The organism is Rhodococcus marinonascens NBRC 14363, assembly GCF_001894885.1.
Classification (GTDB): Bacteria; Actinomycetota; Actinomycetes; order Mycobacteriales; family Mycobacteriaceae; genus Rhodococcus_F; species Rhodococcus_F marinonascens.
Genome location: NZ_BCXB01000001.1, coordinates 308,197 through 328,887, shown reverse-complemented (window position 1 = coordinate 328,887; position 20,691 = coordinate 308,197). Strand labels below are relative to the sequence as shown.

Genomic DNA, 20,691 nt, shown 5'->3' with positions numbered 1-20,691 from the left:
TTTCCGGCAGGTTCCGGCGATCGGACCGAAGCCTAGATGTCACCGTTCAGGTTGCGGCATGAAACAGAGCTACTGCCGCCGAAAAGGATCCGGACGAGTGATGACCGACGCGCGCGCCGGTCGACTCAAAGGTCGAACTCGCCCGGGTTGATACTCACGGCAAAGCACGCTTCCTTGACCGCCTTCTTCTCGTCGGCGTCGAAGTTACCGTCGGCGCCGCCGATGATGATGCCGACCTGAATCACGGCCCGCGCCTGCTCGGGTTTCGCCTTCAGCTTGCCTATCGTTGCCGTGGCCTCCACCTTGCCGAAATCGTAGTCGCCCTGAAGCTTGTCGCAGAACCAGTCGAACTTCTGTCGAAGCTCTTCCGGTGCAAACACTTTGAGCGCTTCGTTGGACATGATCAGGGCGGCCGTCTTCTGCCGTTCCGAAGCATCGATGCGACCGTCCGCGGCCGCGATGAGCGCGCACATCGCCATGGCGCCGTTGGCGAACTCCTTGTTCTTGAACTGCGCAGTCTTCGTCTGGAGCTGTCCATTCAACTCGTGTGTCTTCGCTTTGAGCTGATCCCAGAAACCCATGTTGTCCTCTCGGATGCCTCGCTGTCGGGCACCGCTTCCCCCGTTTTCCTCCCAGCTGTTCGCTCGGTCCTGGAGACCGAGCGACAGCTGGAGTGTACTCCTGTGCTCTTTCCGCTCGGGCAGTCAGTCGGTCGCGGCCGTGATCTGGCGTTCGGGGGAATGTATTGTCACTCCCCTGACTGAGCCGGGCGTGAATGTAAGCGGGTCGACGCTACGGAGTGGCGCCGACCCGCTTACATCACCCACGGAGATCAACCGCAGCGTGAGAACCCATAGTCACGTCCAGAGTTCGGGCTGCGGGAAGTGGATCCAGTCGTTGATGTCAGCCGGGCAAAAGCCGTCATATCCGTCGCAGTAAGTGGTGATCAATCCTACCGAAACGTCCTCCTGGACTAGATGATCCCGATCGGGCCCCGTCATGTTGGCAGGCCAATCGTAGTACTCATCCATAACCACTTTCAGGAAGCCGTGACCGGTCGATATATACGGCAGCGGGGCTCAGGCCGGGCGTCTCAATTCCGGTAGTTGTGCGACACCGCGATCGTCAGGGGAAGGTGATCGTGGCTTGGGTTTTTCCGAGCACGGTGGTGTCCTCGCAGGTGACCGTGAGGTCGATGCGGAGAGTGTCGGTGTCGACTTTGCCGACCTTGGCGGTGACGACGACGTGGGCGCCGGCGACCGGGTCGACAACGACGGGGCGGGTGAAACGGGTCTCGTAGCTGCGGATGCGGGTTGTGTCGCCGCCGAGCCAGTCGGTGACGGTGTGTAGTGCGAGTGCGGCGGTGAGCATTCCGTGGGCGAGGACCCCGGGCAGTCCGGCGTCTTCGGCGGCGGAGTCGTTGTAGTGGATGGTGTTGAAGTCGCCGGCCGCGCCCGCGTACCGGACGAGGCTCTCGCGGGTGATGTGGTGGGTGGTCTCGGCGACGACCTCACCCTTGGTGAACTGGCCGCCGGGGGTGCGGGTAAGGGTCTGTGCCTGGGTCATTGGGGTGCTCCGATCAGCAGCGTGGAGGTGATGGTGACGACATGGTGGCCGTTGTGGTCGCGGATCTCGCTGGTGGTGTTCAGGATCGCCGCGTTGGCGCGTTCGGTGAGCCCGGTGACGGTCAGTGTGGTGGTGAGTTCGTCGCCGGCGACGATGTGCCGGGTGAAGTCGAGTTTCTCGGTGGTGTGGACCGGGATGTGCCGGGCGGGGTCGATGCCGGTGTCGGGGTCGGTGGTCAGTTGGTGCACCGCGCCGCCCTGCACGACGGTGGTGAATGTGGGGGGTGCGACGACGTCGGGGTGCCCGGCCGCCCTGGCTGCGGCCGGGTCGTGATGGATTGGGTGCGTCGCGGACACGGCGCGGGCGAACTCGCGGATCTTTTCGCGGCCGACCTGGTACGGGCCTGCGGTGGTGAAGACTCGGCCGGGAAGCGCGGGATTGAGTATGGACACGTCGGACACCCTAACCGCGTGGCCGGCGGGCACACCGGTCGGCGACGGCGCGGGCGGCGGCCCGGCCCGGCGAGGGCGGGCATCGCCTGTGCGCGCTGGCGTCGGCCCTGCTCGAGCATCACCGGTGTTATCGGCCGCGGCGGCCCGGTCCGAGGCTTCCTGGGCGCGGGCCCATCGCGTCGAGGACGTGGGGTGGGTAGTCCAGGTCGGTCGTGTCTAGCAGCCATCGCAGGAATCAGGGGAACCGTCCGACCCGGATGCGTGAGTTGTTCAGTACCGATCGACGGTCGGCGGCGCTGGGATCGGGTATCCCGATGCGCCGACGGTGTCGTTGAACGCGCGCTCCCACGAGCCGTCCTTGATCATCTCGTCGATGGCGTCGTTGATCTTGGAACGGGTCTCGTCGTCGCCCTTGGCGAGGCCGATTCCGTAGGGCTCCTGAGTGAAGGGCTGGCCGACGACCTTCAGTTCGCCGGGGTATCGCACGGCGTATCCGGCGAGGATGATGTCGTCGGTTGTCACGGCATCGACTGCGCCGTTACGCAGTGCCTCGACACATGCGGAGTACGTGTCGAACTCCTGCAGTTGCACGTCCTGGGCGTAGTTGTCCTTGACCGTCTGCGCAGGTGTGGAGCCGGTGACCGAGCACAGCTTCTTGGCGTCGTTGAGTGAATCGGGGCCGGTGATCTCTGTGTTGTCGGACTGCACCAGGAGTGACTGTCCGGCGATGAAATAGGGCCCGGCGAAGTCGACCTTGTCCTTGCGCGCATCGCTGATCGTGTAGGTCGCGGCGACGAAGTCGACCTCGCCGTTCTGGATCAGCGTCTCGCGCTGAGCCGACGGGGACTCCTTGAACGTGATGTTCTCGGGCGCGACTCCCAGTTTGCCGGCGACATACTCGGCAACCTCGACGTCGAAGCCGGTGAAGGACCTATCGGGGTTGCGCAACCCTAGGCCGGGCTGGTCGTACTTGATGCCGACGGTGAGGGTTCCCTCGGACGCGCTCCGCAATGCGCTCCTCGGCTCACCTCCGCCGCATGCGGATGCGGATGCGACGACGGCGAGCGCCATGACGCCGATTCCCACACGAATCGAGTGATTGATCTTCATACAGATCTTCCAATCAAAATAGCAGGCCCAGCACAGTCGCCCCTGGATAAAGCCCCGTGGAGTGGTGAAATCGTTGAGCGTGTGTCCTCTGGTGTCGGTGATTATGATTATGCCGTAAGTGGGGTGGCTCGTCTACGCCCAAATCCGCGGACTTGGTGGGTTCGAGAGAGACAGATACCGACGTGGAGGCGTTACCGGAGTCGGTGCGGGCGTTCTTCACCAAGCGGCTTGCCCACGCGACTCGAAGACGTGGGCAAAGTGTCATGCGATTTTGGGTCGGGACTCAAACCAAGGTTTCCGGCACCGGAACGTCTTGCTCAGATTCAGCCGCCCGGGTTGGACAGTTTCGTTGATCCGAAGTGCACCGAGACCTGTGGCGAACGAGTCCAGAGTTCGGGCGAGCAAGACTCCCGGATCCGCGCCCTCACTGCGGGGCGTTCATGACCGGAGTCGCATTTTGTCGCGCCGAAAGTGGGCTCCTAGTGCGAGAGGTGTCTCGGGGTTGTCGGGTGGATCACTGGGCCACGGCCAGGTGAGAACAGTGGATGCGGCGGTTGCGGTTGCGGAGATAGGCCGGGTACGACGCTCGGTAAAGCAGTGCTGCGACGTCGAAGAGCTGAACAAGATATTGCACAACACATCACCGACGCGAGGGGCGACTCGCCTTCGAACCCGCGTTCTTCGAGCGCGGTCGGCGGCGTTCGGGTTACTTTCGAGCTATGGGTGCAGAGACGACACGAACCGCCGCAGCGAGAGTTCTGGACGCGTTCGAGGGGATTCTGGGCATTCCGCTTCCCCTCCACGTGCGGTGCTGGGACGGCTCGGAGTCTGGGCCCGAGTCACCGGTCACCATCGTGTTCCGCAACCGCCGGGCGATCCGCCACGTGCTGTGGTCTCCGGGCGAACTGGGCTTGGTCCGCGCGTATGTTTCCGGCGACCTCGACATCGACGGCGACGTGTTCGCGCTGCTGTCGGTACCAGACCTCGTCGACCGCGTCGGGACCGCCGCGGTACGCGACACCCGTGCGACCACGAGCGCCGTCTGGTCGCTGGTGCGGCTCGGCGGGCTCGGGTGGCGTCCGCGGCCACCGGCGGTAGAAGTCCCCAAACACCGCGGGCGCAAGCACAGCAAAGCCAGGGACGCGGCGTCGGTGTCCCATCACTACGACGTCGGCAACGAGTTCTACCGGCTCTTCCTCGGGCCGAGCATGGTCTATTCGTGTGGGTACTGGGACGTGACGGCGGACGGCAACCTCTACGCCGCCCAGCACGACAAACTCGACCTGGTATGCCGCAAACTCGGCCTTCGCGCCGGCATGCGTCTGCTCGATGTCGGGTGTGGGTGGGGGTCGATGGCGATCCACGCTGCCAAGAACTACGGCGTCGATGTCGTGGGGATCACGCTGAGCCAAGAACAGGCGATCTGGGCTCGCAGGCGCGCCGCTGAGGCGGGTCTGGCGAAGCAGATCGAGATCCGGGTACAGGACTACCGGGACGTCGACGACGGACGGTTCGACGCCATCTCGAGCATTGGTATGTCCGAGCACGTGGGCGATGCCGCGCTCGGACTGTACGCCACGAAATTGGAAAGCCTGCTGCAGCCGCAGGGGCGACTGCTAAACCACGCCATCGCGGCGGTCGGTGCTCGCCGGGACGACGACGCGCAGCCCGGACTCATCGAGAACTACATTTTCCCCGACGGCGAGGTGCTGCCATTGAGCAGAACGCTCGACGCGTTCGAACGGGCAGGGCTCGAAGTCCGCGACACCGAGGCGCTGCGCGAGCACTACGCGCTCACTTTGCGGGCGTGGGTAGGCCGACTGCGCGACTCCTGGGACGATGCGGTCCAACTCGTCGGAGCGGAGCGGGCCCGCACGTGGTTGCTCTATCTCGCGGCCAGTGCACTGGGGTTCGAGGAGCGCGGCCGTCTCACCATCCACCAGGTTCTCGCCGTGCGCCCCGCGGACGACGGGACCAGTGGGCTCCCCCGCACTCGCCAACAGTGGCTGAGTGAGGCCGGAGCCTAGAGCGGCAGCAGCGGCAGCCAGTGCGCGATCTCGCCCGCTCGGCTTCCCGACACAGACAGGGCCCCAACTGCACTCGCCTGGTCGAAGTCGAGCCGCCCGACGACCATCAGCAGCCAGGTACGCGGATCTGTTTCGACGACGTTTGGCGGCGTGCCACGGGTATGTCGCGGACCTTCAATGCACTGCACCGCCACGAACGGTGGGACCCGCACCTCGACGCTAGAACCGGGAGCCACCTGTTCGAGGGTGCGCGCACTGAGTCGGACCGCAGCGGCCAACTGGGCACGCGCCGGCACTTCGTCGGTGTCGCCGCGCAGCCACGGACCGACCTCGAGGACAGCGGCTCTGAGTTCGGCAGGATCTACGGCACGACGCGACGGCATGGACTCAATCTACTGGGCGCGCCCGTGCCACCTCGGCTGCCACTACCCCTCCGACATTGACCGAAAGATGCAGTAGTGCGGGAGCTAAGACGCTGCCGCTGCGTCGGCGCAACCAGTCGAGCAGCCATCCGGATACAGCAGTGAACAGCATTGTCGCGGCGACTGAGTCGCCTGCGATCCGTGCGGCGCGCACGTGCCACAACCCGAATGTCGTCGCATGCAGGACGCGGGCCGTCGTGGATTGCCAATACCGTCCGAGCATCGCCGACAGGACACTGCGGAACACCAGTTCCTCATGGATCACGGTTCCCACTGGTATCCGAAACCCCACCCACCCGGAGAGATCCCGGGATGTCTGCCCTTGCGGAACCCGCTTCCGCAGCGCGGGCACGCTCAGCACGGTCGCGTATCCGGCGAGCGGGACCACCGAAGCCAGAGCGCCGTATCTCAGCCCCATCGGCACCTTCGACGCAGACAGGCCGAGTTCGTCGACGCCATACCCCGACGCTCGGGCGAAGGCCACGGCCGCCTGTCCGAACGCCCCGCCCGCGACGGCGCGCCCGGTCGCGCCCAGACCCGATCGCGGAAGTATCGCGTTGTTCCACACCACCGTCGCCGCTGCACCCGCAATGGAGGAGAATCTGCTCACTTCTCCGGCCCCTCTGTCCCGATGAGAGATTCGAGCGTCGACCGGACCCGTTCGGTGTCGACGGCGGTCCACCCTTCTGGTTGGGCGACGGCGATCCAACCGTCGAGGACGATTGTCCCGTAGTTGTGTCCATGCCCGTCCGGCACCCCGGCGGCATTCGTGAGATCGGCCGACACCTGCCAAAACGTCACGAACGGAAACCATTTCATGGACGGCGAACGATCCTGGCCGGGTGGTTCCGTCAGCCAGTCCGGCCGGGTGAACGCGAGGTCCGGCGACCACCACACCACTGGGTCGGACGGGAACTGGACATACAGGATGCGCGGCGAACTCCACTGCTCGGCGTTCTCGACCATGTCTGCGGAGTTGTCGGCGAACCGCACCACCAGACCTCCCCCGTACACGGGTTCGACCTCCGTGCTTCCCGGATCTCTATTCCGAACCAGGTCTCCCCACAACCGGTTCTCGTTGGGAGGCCCGACCCACAGCACGCCGTCGACGGTCTGCCGGATATCTGCCAGTGTGCCGAAGGCGCCCTCCCCCGCCTGGGTGCCGAGACTCTCGCCGTAGACCATCAGCTTGGGGCGGGTCGCCTCCGGCTCCTGCAACCATCGCTCATGCACCCGGCCGATCAGCATCTTCCCCGCCTCTTCGGCCTTGTCACGGTCAGCGAGGAACGAGATCCAGCTCGGCAGGAACGAGTACTGGCTCGCCACCAACGCCGTGTCACCGTTGTGAACCAGCTCAATCGCCTGGGCCGCAGTCGGATTGACCCAGCCTGTGCCGGTGGTTGGGATGACGACGAGAATCTCCCGTTCGAACGCGCCGGTGCGCTCGAGTTCATCGATGACGATATCCATCCGCGCGTCGGCGTCCCCCACCGTATCCAGGCCAGCGTAGACGCGGATCGGATTCTTCGCGGGTGCACCGTTCGCCGCGCTGAGTTCGGCGGCGTCGAGACCCCGGGACACGAAGTTACGACCCTCGAAACCCAGTGTGTCCCAAGGTGCGTACGACTCGGGGCTGCCCGACTTTCCTGAGTCGACGGGCTGTTCGGCGCCGTTCCGGGTGGTCGAGTTCTGCAGGCTGAATGCCTCGTTGGTAGCGGCGTAGATGCCTCGCCTGAGGACGCCGTCGACGAGAAGGAAGAACAGCACCGTCACGATGAGGATGCCCGCCGTGGTGGCCGTCGGGATCGTGAGGCGCCAGCGTCGGATGAGTCGTCCCGCGATCCATCGCACCAGTTCACGCAGCAGCCGCCACACCGAGACGATCGCGGCCCCCACGAGCATGCTCAGGCCGCCGGTGCGAATGTAGCCGGTGGTTGTGGTCCCCTCGGCGCCCATCAGCGCGGCGAGTTCCCGTTGCCACGCCGCGGAGTAGGCGAGCATCACGATGCTCGCGAATACGCAGGTGAGAACAACGAGGACTTTCAGCCCTGTGGCCCACGGTTCCGGTGGCGGCCACCAGGATCGTCGCCGCAGGACGTACCGGCCCACAACCCAACCGATGGCTGCTCCGACCGTGTACCCGATCGCCCCGTTGATGCCGCCGATGGGACCTTGGAACAACCAGTCACGGGGCAGCAGCGACGGTGTCAGCGACCAGCAGAAAAACAGCGTCGCACAAGCGATTCCGGTGAAGTCCAAGCGCAGGAAGCGCCAGGTACGGTCGAGTCGAGGACCGTGGAGCCGAGCAGGATCCACCAGTCGCGGGCGCTCCCGCGACTCGATGTCAACCCCGTCCAGTGCCCTCGATTCGACCATTCATCACCCGAACAATGCCGGTAGAGTCCGTTCGAAGGTCTCGCGCAGTTCCGCCAGTGTCACCGAGAATTGCCCCTGGACCTCGACAGAATCCGACCCTTCGTCGACCACGCCGATGCGCACCCACGGAAGACCGCGGGCCGTGCACATCCCGGTGAAGCGAGTTTCCTCTGTACGCGGAACAGCGACGAGCACGCGGCCCGACGACTCGGAGAACAACGTGACGAACGGGTCGGTCTCTTCGGGAAGCAAGATGCGGCAACCTGTCTCACCGGCGAGTGCTGCCTCGACGACGGTCTGCGCGAGTCCACCCTCGGAGAGGTCGTGGGCGGCGGACACCAGACCGTCCCGCGACGCAGCGAGCAGGATGTCGGCCAGCAACTGCTCGCGCTCGAGGTCGACCTTCGGCGGCACGCCACCGAGGTGACCGTGCTCCACCTGCGACCAGATCGACCCGTCGAACTCGTCGTGAGTATCGCCGAGCAGGATCAGCGTCTCGCCGGGTTCGAGTCCGAGGCCGGTGGGGATGCGCCGATGCACGTCGTCGATAACTCCGAGCACGGCCACCACCGGGGTGGGCAGGATCGCGGTCGAGCCGGTCTGGTTGTAGAAGCTGACGTTACCGCCGGTGACGGGGATACCGAGTGTCGCGCATCCGTCCGCCAGTCCGCGTACGGCCTGCTGGAACTGCCACATGACACCCGGATCCTCCGGCGAACCGAAGTTGAGGCAGTTGCTGACGGCCTTGGGGGTGGCCCCGGTGACGGCAACGTTGCGGAAGGCCTCGGCGAGCGCGAGTTGCGCGCCGGTGTACGGATCGAGGAACGTGTATCGGCCGGATGCGTCGGTAGCGAGCGCAATTCCGCGACCGGTCTTTTCGTCGACCCGGATCACACCGGAGTCGGCGTTCTCCGCCAGAACTGTGTTGCCACGCACATAGCGGTCGTACTGTTCGGTGATCCACTTGCGACTGCACAACGCCGGCGACGCGAGCATCTTCAGCAGGGTCGCCTTCAGCTCCTCGGGCGATTCGGGACGCTTCAGGCTCACGGTGGTGTTCGCGATCAGAGCATCCTGGCTCGCCGGCCGCTGCACGGGGCGCTCGTACACCGGGCCTTCGTGGGCAACGGTGCGCGGCGGGACGTCGACGACGGTCTCGCCGTGCCAGTCGACGACGAGACGCTCGCCGTCGGTGACCTCCCCGATGACGGTGGCGAGGACATCCCACTTCTTGCAGACCTCCATGAACGCGTCGACGTTCTCGGGGGTGACGACGGCGCACATGCGCTCCTGCGACTCGCTGGAGAGCACCTCGGCTGCGGTCATGCCGGTGGCGCGCATCGGAACCTGCTCAAGGTTGATATGCATGCCGCCATCGCCCGCCGCCGCCAGCTCGGAGGTGGCGCAGGACAGGCCGGCGCCACCGAGGTCCTGGATGCCGACCACGAGCCTGGCCGAGTACAGCTCGAGGCAGCACTCGATGAGCACCTTCTCGGTGAACGGATCGCCGACCTGGACTGCCGGGAGCTTCTTGCGCCCCTGCGACTCGTCGAAAGTTTCCGACGCGAGGACGGAGACGCCGCCGATGCCGTCGAGCCCGGTGCGGGCACCGAACAGAATGATCTTGTTGCCTGCACCCGACGCGAACGCCAGATGCAAGTCCTCGACGCGCATCGCTCCGGCACACAGCGCGTTGACCAGGGGGTTACCCGCGTAGGACTCGTCGAACACGGTCTCGCCGCCGACGTTGGGCAAGCCGAGCGAATTGCCGTATCCGCCGACGCCGCGCACCACGCCGTCGACAACGCGACGGGTGTCGGGGGCGTCCGCCGCGCCGAAGCGCAGCTGGTCCATGACGGCGATGGGCCTGGCGCCCATTGCCATGATGTCGCGGACGATGCCGCCGACACCGGTGGCCGCACCCTGGTAGGGCTCGACGTACGACGGGTGGTTGTGGCTCTCCACCTTGAAGGTGACGGCCCAGCCGTCGCCGATGTCCACGACACCGGCGTTCTCGCCGATCCCCGCGAGCATCGACGAGCGCATCTCGTCCGTCGTGGTCTCACCGAAATACTTCAGGTGCACCTTGGACGACTTGTAGGAGCAATGCTCACTCCACATCACCGAGTACATCGCGAGTTCGGCTTCGGTGGGTCGACGGCCGAGGATCTCCCTGATGCTGGCGTACTCGTCGTCCTTGAGTCCGAGTTCCTTGAAAGGCTGTGCGACTTCAGGAGTCGCGGCTGCGGCGATGACGGTATCGACCGGGTGTGCTGACACTGGAGGTGGAGTCCCTTCTCTGCGGGAGTCGAAACGGCACGCCTTGGCGGCGGCATGCCGGTCGCCAGTCTATCCGGCGGCCCGTTCCCACACCGACTGGCCGCAAACCCCATCGATGATGTCGGACTTGGGTCGGCGGGTCACTGTTCGTCCGGGTATTCGACCTTCAACAGTTTCGACTCGCCGGTGGTCGCGGGGTCCGGCCGGTTCGCCTTGTCGGTCGACGCCATCTGCAGGCCGTCCAGGTCGGTACGCATGTAGATGACGTTGTAGCGGTCCCAGGTAGTGGCCACGAACTCGAGGTATTGGCCGCTAGCCCACGGATGCATGAAGCCGCCGTAGAGCGAGGGCACCAGCTGCTCGCTCAGAATGGTCTGCGTCCCGCTCCACTGCCCCTGGAGGCTGTCAGCCTGCCGGATCACGAGCGAGTTCGAGGCGTCGGTGTACATCGCCACGTACTTGCCCAGGTAGTCGTTCCACTGGACGCCCAGCTCACTGACCGGTGATTCGATCACCGGCACCGCGAGCTTCAAGTCGGGGGTCCAGTCGATGCCGTCCCAGTACTCGTAGGCGTTCAGATCGCGGATCTGCGGACCGAGAACCCGTGCGAGTAGCGCGCTGCCCTGACGGCCGGACGGGGTACCGAACTCGTAGACGTAACCGTCGTCGTTGCCGTCGGCGTCTCTGCCGTGGACGAAGGCGCTCTGCTGGAACTGCGAGTTACCGGGGGTAACCGCCGGGATTCCCGGGATGTCGATGCCCTCGATGTTGGCGCGGACGGTCGCGGGATCGGCGGTCCAGGTCTCGCCGTTGTCCTCCGAATGTGCGATGGCCGAGTAGTTAGTGGTCCAGTAACCCGGCTGGTCCCAGGAACGCACCGACATGAACCGGACGTATTGAACCCCGTCCACCGCGATGCCGGCGGTGGGAATGGTCGTGAACTCGCCCGGGATGCCGAAACCGGGGATGATCTCCTTCGAGTTGTTCGGCCCGTTCAGCGGTGAAGTGTCGATGCTCATGCCGTCGCGCAGCACCGTGTCGGAGCTGCGGAACAGCACGTTGCTGCGCCAATCATCGCCTGCGGCATCACAGTCGCCGACGGTGTCGCCGAAGGCCATGAGCACGTCGTCGCGGCCGAGGGCGCCGCCGTTGTCCCACATGATGCCCAGGTCGGTGCCCGAGACGTTGAAGCGTGCGATGGTGTCGTTCGGGCTTCCCGGACCGGTGACCATCTCGATCGCCTTGGTCTTGCCGGTCAGTTGCGGGACTCCGCCGTCGGGCGGGCCGATGATCCAGGGCATGGCCGCAGCCAGCACACGGAGGCTACCGCTGCTACCGCTGGACCCACTGCTGCCGCTCGAACTTCCCGATCCGCCCTGACCACACGGTCCCCCCAGAGCTGGGGCCGCCGAGACCGCTGACGCCGAGAGTAAGAGTGCGACCGCGGTCGCAGACAACGTCGCCGGCCAAGACCGCTTCACGGGATGCACAGACAAGGTCCTTTCAAGATTCGACACGTGGACGCAAGAGGGAGCCAGGCCCAGCAAACACGAGCAAATTGTTACTGTAGCGGCTGATGTGACAATTGTTGTCAGTTGCAAGTAACATCGCCGTGCCGATTGTGCGTCGACCACATCGCGAACGGCGACCGAGCGATGCTAGCCCGCCGGGGTCAGGAAGGCGGCAAGTGCATCGGAATACCCCCGTACGTCACGGGCGCCCATGAGTTCCCGCGAGGAGTGCATCCCCAACTGGGCAGCGCCGACGTCGACGGTGCTCAGCCCGGTCCGCGACGCGGTGATCGGACCGATGGTGGATCCGCACGGCAGATCTGCTCGGTGCACGTACCTCTGCATGGGCACCCCCGCCTGGTCGCAGGCCAATGCGAACGCGCCTGCTCCGGCCGCGTCGGTGGCGTATCGCAGGTTCTGGTTGACCTTGAGTACCGGCCCCCCGTTGACGGCGATCCGGTGGGCCGGTTCGTGTCGATCCGGGTAGTTGGGGTGCGTCGCGTGCGCCATGTCTCCGGACGCACACACCGACCCTGCCATTGCCTGTAGAAATTCTTCTCGTCCGCCTCCGCGCCCGAGCACTATCCGCTCGAGGACCGTGTTCAGCAGATCCGAGAACGCCCCGCGATCCGACATGCTGCCCACTTCCTCATGGTCGAACAGCGCGAGTACCGGGACGTGGGTGCCCGGGTTCTCGGCCACCGCCAGCAGTGCCTGGGTTCCGGCATAACAGGTGCCCTGGTTATCGAGCCTCGGAGCGCTGACGAGGTCCTGCTCGGCACCAACCAGTGTGCTGGGGGCGAGGTCGTGGGTCATCAGTTCCCACCCGAGCACCGAGTCTGCGGACACCTCCGCCGCGGTCGCCACGAAGTCGATGAACGATCGCCGCTCGTTGCCGACGCCCCACACCGCGTTGAGGTGACGTTGCGGATCGAGGTGCACGCCCTTGCGATCCTCCGAGAGATGGATCGCCAATTGCGGCACCCGCAGGATCGGCTCATCGATGTGGACCAGCTTCTGTTCCACCGTGTTACCCACCCGCACACTGAGCCGGCCCGAGATGCCCAGGTCGCGGTCGAGCCACGAGTTGAGCCAGGCACCCCCGTACGGTTCGAGACCCACCATCTGCCACCCGGCCGACGGCAGATCGGGATGTTGCTTGACGCGCAGGTTCGGGCTGTCGGTATGGCCACCGACGATACGGAACGGCGCTGTCCGACTGACCTGCTCGGTACTCCACGCGATGAGCGATCCGCCGCGCACCAGGAAGTAGCGACCGGGTTCGCCGGGCCACGAATCTGTTTCGTACAACTCGGTGAAACCGTTGCCGGTGAGTGACGTCGACACCGTCGCGCACACGTGGAACGGCGACGGTGACGCATCGACGAAGGTACACAGTCCCTGGGCGTCGGCCCACGTTGTGGAAGGCATGGCGCCAATCATGCCCGCCCCACGGCTGCTTACACCTCCGGACCCGAGATGCAGAACTGATTGCCGTCCGGATCGGCGAGCGTGACCCAGCGGAAACCGCCGTTCAGCTCGTGCTGCCCGACCACAGTCGCGCCGTCCGAGGTCAGCTGGTTCATTTCCTCGTCGAGGTTGTCACACAAGAGGTCGAGGTGGATGCGGTTCTTACCCGGGGTGGGGTCGTCGATCTTCTGGAAAGCGAGTTTCTGCGGGGACTTCGGAAGGCCGACGATGCAGAACCAGCCGTCGTTCTCCTCCTCGACCGTCCCCGCCGTGTGCTTAGCCCACCAGGCCGCGAGCGGCTTGGGATCCGTGGTGTCGAACGTGATCATGCCTAGTGTGAGTGCCATGCCCGCACGGTAGAGGTGACCACCGACATCTTTCTGCCGAACCTCGACCCGCCTGACCGGCTCAGGTGACGACCTCAGGCCGAGACGACCTCAGGCCGAGATGACCTCAGGCCGAGATGACACTGTCGAGGACGGAGTAGAACATGCCGAGTCCGTCGTCACTGGGTCCGGTGAGGGCCTCGGTGGCATGCTCGGGGTGCGGCATGAGACCGACGACACGACCGTTGGCCGAGGCGATGCCGGCGATGCCTCGCTGAGAGCCGTTCTGGTTTTCGCCCGCGTACCGGAACACCACACGGCCATCACCTTCGAGTTGGTCGAGGACGTTCTCCGATGCCTGATAGTTGCCCTCACCGGACTTGAGCGGGACAAGGATCTCTGCGCCCGACTCGTAGCGGGACGTCCACGCGGTGGAGGTGGACTCCACCTTCAGCCATTCGTCGCGGCAGATGAAGTGCAGGCCCTGGTTGCGGGTGAGTGCGCCTGGCAGCAGGCCCGCTTCGCACAGAATTTGGAACCCGTTGCAGATACCCAGGACTGGCATGCCACCCTGCGCTGCCTGTACGACCTTGCCCATCACGGGGGCGAATCGCGCGATGGCACCGGCACGCAGGTAGTCGCCGTAGGAGAAACCGCCGGGCACGATGACGGCGTCGACGCCTCTGAGGTCGGCGTCGCCGTGCCACAGGCTCACTGCCTCGCCGCCGGCGAGGTTCACCGCGCGTGCGGCGTCGACGTCGTCGAGGGTGCCGGGAAAAGTGATGACTCCGACGCGGGCGCTCATGCCTCGACGCGCCTGATGGTCCAGTCCTCGATCACCGTGTTGGCCAGCAGTGCCTCGGCGATTTTCTCGAGCTGAGCGTCGTCGACGCTGCCGTCGACCTCTAGTTCGAACCTCTTGCCCTGACGGACATCGGAAACTCCAGCGAAGCCGAGCCGGGGTAGCGCTCCGGCAATGGCCTGCCCCTGGGGGTCGAGAATCTCGGCCTTGGGCATGACTTCGACGACGACACGGGCCACGTGCTCTCCTCGGTAGTTGTACGCGAGCCCAGGGCGGAGCACCGGGCACCCGGAAGTTTACCGGGCTATCTGATTGGGGTCCGCATCGGACGAACGGGACGAGCCATGCGCGCGGGCGCATACTCGAATGCATGAGACTGACTCACTTCGGCCACAGTTGCGTTCTCGTCGAGTTGAACGGATCGACCATTCTCATCGACCCCGGCAGCTTCTCCCACGGATTCGAAGGCATCACCGGCCTGGACGCGATCCTCGTGACCCACCAACACGCTGACCACGCCGATCAGCAACGACTACCCGCACTCGTCGAGGCGAACCCCGGGGCAGCGCTCTACTCGGACCCGCAGACCGCGACCCAACTCGGCGGCGGGTGGCGGGGAGTGCATGCCGGTGACGAATTCCAGGTCGGCGGAGTCCATGTCACAGGAACCGGCGGGACGCACGCTGTCATCCACCCCGACATCCCGGTGATCGACAACACGGCATTCCTGCTCGGCGACGCCGATAATCCCGCTCGACTGATGCATCCGGGCGACTCGCTATTCGTCCCCGAGCAGAAGGTCGACGTCCTCGCCCTGCCCGCAGCTGCTCCGTGGATGAAGATGTCCGAGACCATCGACTACCTGCGTGCCGTGGCGCCGCGCGTCGCGGTGCCCATTCACCAGGCCATCATCGCGAACGAGGCCACCGGGATCTTCTACGCCCGCTTCGCGGACATGGCCGCCGATGGAACCGACTTCCGCACGATGCCCGAAGAGTCGAGCATCGAGGTCGCCTGATCCCAACGGCGGTAACTCAGGCGGCGCCGACGTGCGGGGTCCGTGGGCGCCACCGATACACCACCGGGTGCGCACTGTGGTCGAGTGCGAGGTCGACGGCGTCGAGCAAAGCCTGTCGAGGTCCGCACACACCCAACTGCTTGGCGGTGACGGCGAGGCGCACCAATCCACCGCTCTTGGCGGTTCGTCCGATGCCGAGGAGAAGTGCCCGGCACCACAACGGTTCGGCGCGGAATCCCCCATCGATCCTCAGCACGCGCGAGCGCACGGACGTCTCGCACGTGAGGTCCGTTCTGCGCGTGAGGTCATGTATAGCGGTCTTCCCGGCCAGTAACCGGAACCCCACGGACGGCAGTGCCGCAACCGCGCCCTGCGATGCCAGCCATCGCGGCGGGGCGAACAGTCGAGTGCGCAGACCGGTCTGCTCCATCACGCGATCCGCCGCGAGCAGACGTAGTCGCGCTTCATGTTCAGGCAGCGTTGCAAACTCGGCCCGACGACGCTTCGTCGCAGCCTGGTCGTATCCGTGCAAGAGGACGGCGTCACCGAGAGACCTGCGCTTGCGGAGCCAATTCTGCGTCTCAGGATCGTTGACGAGTCGATACTTGTCCTTCAGTCGCGGGGCCACGAGCAGCGACAGCGGCACGCCCCGCGAGTCCATCTCCTCCGCGAACGAGGCCGTGAAGTCGCGCGTCTCATCCTTGATTCCCGACACCGACACGATCAGCTGTCCGGTCATGACGCCACTCTGGCAGGAAGACGTGAACGAGGAACCAACCCAGAGGGTCGCTACGGGAAAGCGTGCACGACTGCACTACGGGAAAGGGGGCACGACTGTCGGACTACCTACCGCGGCAGGACCGCCTCGATCGCGGCGACGACCTCGGGAGCATCAGGTTCGGTGCGGGGGCGGAACCGGTTCACGACAGTGCCGTCGGGGGCGACGAGAAACTTCTCGAAGTTCCACTGAATGTCGCCCGCGGCGCCCTCGCCGTCCTCGGCCTTCGTCAGCTCGCCATACAGCGGATGTCGATTCTCACCATTCACCTCGATTTTCTCGAGCAACGGGAACGTGACGCCGTAACTCGTGGAGCAGAAGGTCTCGATCTCCTCTGCGGTGCCGGGCTCTTGCCCCATGAACTGGTTGCACGGAATGCCGACCACGGTCAGTCCGCGGTCGGCGTAGTCGGTGGCCAGCTTCTCGAGGCCCCCGTACTGAGGGGTGAGCCCGCACTTCGAGGCAACGTTCACGACTAGGACGGCGCGGCCGTCATACTCGCCGAGCGAGGTCGGCGTGCCGCCGAGGGTGTTGATGCTGATGTTCTGAACAGGAGTCGTCATGCGAACCAACGTAGCCCACAAAACATGTGCGTTCAGAAGACCCTGTGCGCTGAGGAAACTCTGTGTCCCGGACGTCGAATCGCCCGGGCGCACAGAAGTTTACCTCGGGGGGTCGGTGTCAGATCCTCGTGAGGATGCGCTGCTCGCTGATGGCAGGGTCCTCGACAGCCAACTCTTCGACGGACTCACCGTGGCCCTCGTCGACCATCATCGACTCGTCGAACGGCAGTGTGCCGTCGAGGACGGTACGGACGCGCTCGGCGTCGACGGTATGGGTCCACGAACCGACGAGCAGGGTGGCAACAGCGTTGCCGGAGAAGTTCGTGACCGCGCGAGCCTCGGACATGAACCGGTCGATACCGACGATGAGACCGACACCGTCGAGTAGTTCGGGGCGGTGGCTCTGCAACCCGCCGGCGAGCGTGGCGAGACCGGCACCGCTGACTCCGGCAGCACCCTTTGACGCGATGATCATGAACAGCAGCAGCGACAACTGTTCAGTGAAGAAGAGCGGCCGGCCCATGGCGTCCGCGATGAAGAGCGACGCCATGGTCAAGTAGATAGCGGTGCCGTCGAGGTTGAACGAGTAGCCGGTGGGAACGACGATGCCGACTGTGGTGCGCTCGACACCGATATGTTCCATTTTCGCGATCAGACGGGGCAGCGCCGACTCGGACGAGGACGTGGCGAAGATCAGCAGGTACTCGCGTGCCAGGTATCTCACCAGCTTGAAGATGGAGACACCGGCAACGACTCGGAGGATCGATCCGAGAACACCGAACACGAAGATCAGGCAGGTCAGGTAGAAGCCGAGCATCAGGGTTGCGAGCTGGACAACCGCGGCGAGACCGGTCTGGCCAACTACGTTCGCGATGGCACCGAAGGCTCCGATCGGTGCCAGCCACAGGATCATCGACAGAATCTTGAAGACGAGCTTCTGGACGTAGCCGACACCGCGCAGGATCGGTTCTCCCTGCTTGCCCAGGGCCTGCACTCCGAAGCCGACGAGCAAGGCGACGAACAGCGTCTGCAGGACGCTGCCCGCGGTCAGCGAAGACAGCAGCGAAGTCGGGATGATCGACGAGACGAAGTCCATGGTGCCGCCGGCGCCGTGAGACTGCTCCGCGAGTTGCGCACTGGTTCCGGCGACGTCCGCGCTGATCTTCAGCCCGGAACCTGCATGAAGCAGATTGCCTACCAGCAATCCGATGCCGAGGGCAACGGTGGACATACCGATGAAGTAGGTGAGGGCCAGCCCACCAACCTTGCCGACCTTGGCTGCTGCCTTCACCGAGCCGATACCCAGCACGATCGTGCAGAAGATGACCGGGCTGATCATCATCTTGATCAGGTCCACGAACATCGTGCCGAGCACGCCGACCGACTTGCCGACCCCAGGCGCGAGCCATCCGACCAAGATGCCCGCCACCACGGCGAGGATGACACCCATGTACAACCAGTGTGTGCGGTCGCGCTTCTTCACTAGTCCTGTCGCGATACTCGAGCGTTCGTCACTCACGGGTTCGTCCTCCAATTCGAATGGCAAGCTGAACGGTGAGCCCGGTAGTGACCGCGATCACGTCGTGGGAAATCTTGTAGGTCACCGCCCCGCTCGAGCAAGGTTGTGTTCATTACGTTCAGGAGAACTGCAGTGCCCCACCATCCGGCAAGACGGCCGATGAGCATGGCCGGGCAGCTCTTCCTCCTGCAACTGGTCGTATTGGTGCTGGTCATCGGAGCGGGAACGGCACTTGCCGTCATAGACCAGCGCCACGAGAGTGATGAATCCGCTCAGCGCGCGGTGACGGCCGTCGCCACGACGCTCGCGCTGTCGGACGGCACGGTCGAGGCGTTGCGAACCCCCGACCCGACGGCGGTTCTACAGCCCGAGACCGAGCGGATCCGCCTCGCCACCGGCATCGATTTCATCGTCGTGATGACACCCGCAGCCGTCAGATACACCCACACCAATCCGCAGATGATCGGCGGCACTTTCTCCGGGAACACCGAACGCGCACGCGCAGGGGAGACATTCACCGAGACGTACACCGGTTCGCTCGGACCATCGGTCCGAACGGTCGCTCCGGTCTACGACGGGGGCCGGATCGTCGGCCTCGTCTCGGCGGGAGTCACCCGCGAGAAGATTGGCTACCAGTTCGCCGAGAGCCTGCCGACCATCTTCGCGGTCGCCGTGATCGGACTGGCGGTCTCGGCGGCTGGAGCATTCTTGTTGAGCCGGCGCCTGCGTCGTCAGACGCTGGGCATGGCACCCGACGAATTGCGCCGGATGTACGAGCACCACGATGCCGTCCTCCACTCGATCGGAGAGGGCCTGGTGGTGCTCGGAAGAGACACCGACGATTCCACGGGAGCCGAGATCGTCAACGACGAGGCACGTCGACTGCTCGACCTCCCAGAAGGCCAGGTCTCACTGTCTGCACTACCGGATTCGCTGCGGCACCCACAGGACGGTGGCTCCGGGGACGAGGCGCACCTGACCGCCGACCGCGTACTGCTGGTCAGCCGGGAACCGGTCGAGCGGAACGGGCAACGGGTCGGGACCGTACTGACGCTACGTGATCGTACCGAATTGCAAAGCATCATAGGCGAACTCGATTCCGTGCGTGGCTTCGCGGAGTCGCTCCGCTCGCAGGCCCACGAATCCGCGAACCGTCTGCACACGATCATCACGATGGTGGAACTCGGCCGCTACGAGGATGCGATCGCGTTCGCGACTGAGGATCTGCGATTGTCGCAGGTACTGATCGACCGTCTCATGACGGCGGTGCACGAACCCGCGCTCGCCGCCCTCCTGCTCGGCAAGGTGGGTGTGGCCGCCGAACGCGGAGTCGACCTTACCGTCACCGACGACACCGCGCTCGGCCCGGTAACGCGGCTCAGCGCGCGCGAACTCGTCACGCTTGTGGGTAACCTCGTGGACAATGCGATCGACGCCGCCCACGGTACGACGAATTCCCCCGAAGAGGACGCGTGGGTGGAAGTGACTGTACGCGAGGAGGACTCGGTGATGCTGGTACGTATCGCAGACAGCGGACCTGGCATTCCCGACGACGAACTCGACAAGGCCGTCACCCGCGGTTACTCCACCAAGTCCGACCAACGCGGGCTGGGACTGGCTCTGGTCGCCCAGGTGGTGGCCCGGCACCGCGGAACGATCCGCACCGAGCCGTCGCTGGGATCGATGGTCGTCGTCGAGATTCCGCTCGGCGGAGCCACATAATGATCCGCGTGATGATTGTCGAAGACGAACCACTGATCGCCGAAGCCCATCGCGCGTATGTCGAACGAGTACCGGGGTTTTCGGTGCACACCGTCGTCCACGACGGGAGCGGGGCCGTGCGAGCCGCTGCGTCCGCGAGTGGTGGAGGTGATCCCATCGACCTCGTCCTGCTCGACTTTGGACTGCCGGATGCCGGCGGACTCGACGTCGCCGCCGCGCTGAGTGGCGTGCGGCCGAGCCCTGACATCATCGCGGTGACCTCGGCCCGCGATCTCGAGATCGTCCGAACTGCGGTGACCCGTGGAATCGCGCTGTATCTCCTGAAACCGTTCACGTTCGCAGCGTTCCGCGACAAACTCGAGCGGTACCGGGAATACCGCGACGCCCTACCCGCCGGAAGCAACGCGCTGAGCCAGCATGACATCGACCGGGCGATATCAGCCCTGCGCACCTCCGACGAACGCGCGGTATCTCCGAAAGGGGTTGCGCCACAGACACTTGACCACGTGTCTGCGTGCATCCGCGCTGCAGAGGGTCCGATGACGGCGGCCGAGTTGGCCGCTGCCATCGGCGTATCTCGGGTCACCGCCTGGCGGTATCTGGAACACCTCGCCGACGACGGCGTCCTTACCCGGCACACTGAGTACGGCCGTGCGGGCAGGCCGCAAATCCGATACGCAGTGCGCTGACAACCGAGCGCCGACTCCGACCGTAGACAGAGGGGACGCACTATCCGCGACTTCATCGGC

20 protein-coding genes are annotated in these 20,691 nt (G+C 65.1%); 4 read left to right on the top strand and 16 right to left on the bottom strand.

Annotated features, from left to right (window positions below; all coding sequences use genetic code 11):
• Positions 1–125: 125 nt before the first annotated feature.
• From RM2_RS01535 to RM2_RS01520, 4 genes are all read right to left on the bottom strand, one after another.
• Complete coding sequence (locus RM2_RS01535) at positions 126–581, bottom strand: tellurite resistance TerB family protein (RefSeq protein WP_072687067.1); 456 nt, start codon at positions 579–581, stop codon at positions 126–128.
• 544 nt (positions 582–1,125) lie between these two features.
• Positions 1,126–1,566 carry a MaoC/PaaZ C-terminal domain-containing protein gene (locus RM2_RS01530; RefSeq protein ID WP_072687066.1) on the bottom strand — a complete coding sequence of 147 codons (441 nt, stop codon included), beginning with the start codon at positions 1,564–1,566 and terminating at the stop codon, positions 1,126–1,128.
• Positions 1,563–2,018: an FAS1-like dehydratase domain-containing protein gene (locus tag RM2_RS01525; protein WP_072687206.1), complete on the bottom strand. Its 456-nt coding sequence runs from the start codon at positions 2,016–2,018 to the stop codon at positions 1,563–1,565. Before RM2_RS01525 ends, RM2_RS01530 begins: the two co-directional genes overlap by 4 nt.
• Positions 2,019–2,288: 270 nt before the next feature.
• Complete coding sequence (locus tag RM2_RS01520; RefSeq protein ID WP_072687065.1) at positions 2,289–3,128, bottom strand: glutamate ABC transporter substrate-binding protein; 840 nt, start codon at positions 3,126–3,128, stop codon at positions 2,289–2,291.
• Positions 3,129–3,847: 719 nt separating this feature from the next.
• Here RM2_RS01520 and RM2_RS01515 point away from each other — a divergent pair.
• On the top strand, positions 3,848–5,155 hold the full coding sequence (locus RM2_RS01515; RefSeq protein ID WP_072687064.1) for a class I SAM-dependent methyltransferase: 1,308 nt from the start codon (positions 3,848–3,850) through the stop codon (positions 5,153–5,155).
• Here the strand turns inward: RM2_RS01515 and RM2_RS01510 are convergent.
• The 9 genes from RM2_RS01510 to purS form a co-directional block, all read right to left on the bottom strand.
• Entirely contained in the window at positions 5,152–5,538 is a 387-nt protein-coding gene (locus RM2_RS01510) for a sterol carrier family protein (RefSeq protein WP_072687063.1), read from the bottom strand. The two genes, RM2_RS01515 and RM2_RS01510, sit on opposite strands and share 4 nt — an antisense overlap.
• A 4-nt stretch (positions 5,539–5,542) precedes the next feature.
• Positions 5,543–6,187, bottom strand: a complete 645-nt coding sequence (locus RM2_RS01505) for a CPBP family intramembrane glutamic endopeptidase (protein ID WP_072687062.1) — start codon at positions 6,185–6,187, stop codon at positions 5,543–5,545.
• Positions 6,184–7,953 (bottom strand): alpha/beta hydrolase, encoded by a 1,770-nt coding sequence (locus tag RM2_RS01500; protein WP_072687061.1) that lies wholly within the window; start codon positions 7,951–7,953, stop codon positions 6,184–6,186. The genes RM2_RS01505 and RM2_RS01500 overlap by 4 nt, the downstream gene beginning before the upstream one ends.
• 3 nt (positions 7,954–7,956) lie before the next feature.
• Positions 7,957–10,233 carry a phosphoribosylformylglycinamidine synthase subunit PurL gene (purL, locus tag RM2_RS01495; RefSeq protein WP_072687060.1) on the bottom strand — a complete coding sequence of 759 codons (2,277 nt, stop codon included), beginning with the start codon at positions 10,231–10,233 and terminating at the stop codon, positions 7,957–7,959.
• A gap of 140 nt (positions 10,234–10,373) precedes the next feature.
• Positions 10,374–11,534 (bottom strand): glycoside hydrolase family 183 protein, encoded by a 1,161-nt coding sequence (locus RM2_RS01490; protein ID WP_245813688.1) that lies wholly within the window; start codon positions 11,532–11,534, stop codon positions 10,374–10,376.
• A gap of 357 nt (positions 11,535–11,891) precedes the next feature.
• Complete coding sequence (locus RM2_RS01485) at positions 11,892–13,175, bottom strand: M18 family aminopeptidase (protein WP_084721605.1); 1,284 nt, start codon at positions 13,173–13,175, stop codon at positions 11,892–11,894.
• A gap of 29 nt (positions 13,176–13,204) precedes the next feature.
• Positions 13,205–13,561 (bottom strand): VOC family protein, encoded by a 357-nt coding sequence (locus RM2_RS01480; RefSeq protein ID WP_072687057.1) that lies wholly within the window; start codon positions 13,559–13,561, stop codon positions 13,205–13,207.
• Between the two features lie 106 nt (positions 13,562–13,667).
• Complete coding sequence (gene purQ / locus RM2_RS01475) at positions 13,668–14,345, bottom strand: phosphoribosylformylglycinamidine synthase subunit PurQ (protein WP_072687056.1); 678 nt, start codon at positions 14,343–14,345, stop codon at positions 13,668–13,670.
• Positions 14,342–14,581: a phosphoribosylformylglycinamidine synthase subunit PurS gene (purS, locus tag RM2_RS01470; RefSeq protein ID WP_072687055.1), complete on the bottom strand. Its 240-nt coding sequence runs from the start codon at positions 14,579–14,581 to the stop codon at positions 14,342–14,344. The genes purQ and purS overlap by 4 nt, the downstream gene beginning before the upstream one ends.
• Positions 14,582–14,712: 131 nt before the next feature.
• Here purS and RM2_RS01465 point away from each other — a divergent pair, with 131 nt between their 5' ends.
• A complete protein-coding gene (locus tag RM2_RS01465; RefSeq protein ID WP_072687054.1) occupies positions 14,713–15,360 on the top strand; it encodes an MBL fold metallo-hydrolase in 648 nt (215 codons plus the stop codon).
• Positions 15,361–15,376: 16 nt separating this feature from the next.
• Here the strand turns inward: RM2_RS01465 and RM2_RS01460 are convergent, their stop codons facing one another.
• The 3 genes from RM2_RS01460 to RM2_RS01450 all read right to left on the bottom strand — a co-directional run bounded on the left by RM2_RS01460 (position 15,377) and on the right by RM2_RS01450 (position 18,151).
• Entirely contained in the window at positions 15,377–16,099 is a 723-nt protein-coding gene (locus RM2_RS01460; RefSeq protein WP_072687053.1) for a DUF2334 domain-containing protein, read from the bottom strand.
• 107 nt (positions 16,100–16,206) lie between these two features.
• Complete coding sequence (locus RM2_RS01455) at positions 16,207–16,701, bottom strand: glutathione peroxidase (RefSeq protein ID WP_072687052.1); 495 nt, start codon at positions 16,699–16,701, stop codon at positions 16,207–16,209.
• Between the two features lie 118 nt (positions 16,702–16,819).
• Positions 16,820–18,151 (bottom strand): cation:dicarboxylate symporter family transporter, encoded by a 1,332-nt coding sequence (locus RM2_RS01450; protein WP_084721604.1) that lies wholly within the window; start codon positions 18,149–18,151, stop codon positions 16,820–16,822.
• Between the two features lie 228 nt (positions 18,152–18,379).
• Between RM2_RS01450 and RM2_RS01445 the strand changes: the two genes are divergently transcribed.
• Entirely contained in the window at positions 18,380–19,942 is a 1,563-nt protein-coding gene (locus RM2_RS01445; RefSeq protein ID WP_072687051.1) for a sensor histidine kinase, read from the top strand.
• Positions 19,942–20,631, top strand: a complete 690-nt coding sequence (locus RM2_RS01440) for a response regulator (protein ID WP_072687050.1) — start codon at positions 19,942–19,944, stop codon at positions 20,629–20,631. Before RM2_RS01445 ends, RM2_RS01440 begins: the two co-directional genes overlap by 1 nt.
• The last annotated feature ends 60 nt before the right edge of the window (positions 20,632–20,691 follow it).

Bases quoted from the DNA above. Each gene is read 5' to 3' on its own strand.
- RM2_RS01465 (WP_072687054.1), top strand. From the start codon at position 14,713: ATGAGACTGACTCACTTCGGCCACAGTTGCGTTCTCGTCGAGTTGAAC.
- RM2_RS01455 (WP_072687052.1), bottom strand. From the start codon at position 16,701: ATGACGACTCCTGTTCAGAACATCAGCATCAACACCCTCGGCGGCACG.
- RM2_RS01460 (WP_072687053.1), bottom strand. From the start codon at position 16,099: ATGACCGGACAGCTGATCGTGTCGGTGTCGGGAATCAAGGATGAGACG.
- RM2_RS01530 (WP_072687066.1), bottom strand. From the start codon at position 1,566: ATGACCCAGGCACAGACCCTTACCCGCACCCCCGGCGGCCAGTTCACC.
- RM2_RS01450 (WP_084721604.1), bottom strand. From the start codon at position 18,151: ATGGGTGTCATCCTCGCCGTGGTGGCGGGCATCTTGGTCGGATGGCTC.
- RM2_RS01445 (WP_072687051.1), top strand. From the start codon at position 18,380: ATGAGCATGGCCGGGCAGCTCTTCCTCCTGCAACTGGTCGTATTGGTG.
- RM2_RS01515 (WP_072687064.1), top strand. From the start codon at position 3,848: ATGGGTGCAGAGACGACACGAACCGCCGCAGCGAGAGTTCTGGACGCG.
- RM2_RS01480 (WP_072687057.1), bottom strand. From the start codon at position 13,561: ATGGCACTCACACTAGGCATGATCACGTTCGACACCACGGATCCCAAG.
- RM2_RS01510 (WP_072687063.1), bottom strand. From the start codon at position 5,538: ATGCCGTCGCGTCGTGCCGTAGATCCTGCCGAACTCAGAGCCGCTGTC.
- purQ (WP_072687056.1), bottom strand. From the start codon at position 14,345: ATGAGCGCCCGCGTCGGAGTCATCACTTTTCCCGGCACCCTCGACGAC.
- RM2_RS01520 (WP_072687065.1), bottom strand. From the start codon at position 3,128: ATGAAGATCAATCACTCGATTCGTGTGGGAATCGGCGTCATGGCGCTC.
- RM2_RS01535 (WP_072687067.1), bottom strand. From the start codon at position 581: ATGGGTTTCTGGGATCAGCTCAAAGCGAAGACACACGAGTTGAATGGA.
- RM2_RS01500 (WP_072687061.1), bottom strand. From the start codon at position 7,953: ATGGTCGAATCGAGGGCACTGGACGGGGTTGACATCGAGTCGCGGGAG.
- RM2_RS01440 (WP_072687050.1), top strand. From the start codon at position 19,942: ATGATCCGCGTGATGATTGTCGAAGACGAACCACTGATCGCCGAAGCC.
- RM2_RS01485 (WP_084721605.1), bottom strand. From the start codon at position 13,175: ATGCCTTCCACAACGTGGGCCGACGCCCAGGGACTGTGTACCTTCGTC.
- RM2_RS01490 (WP_245813688.1), bottom strand. From the start codon at position 11,534: ATGCCCTGGATCATCGGCCCGCCCGACGGCGGAGTCCCGCAACTGACC.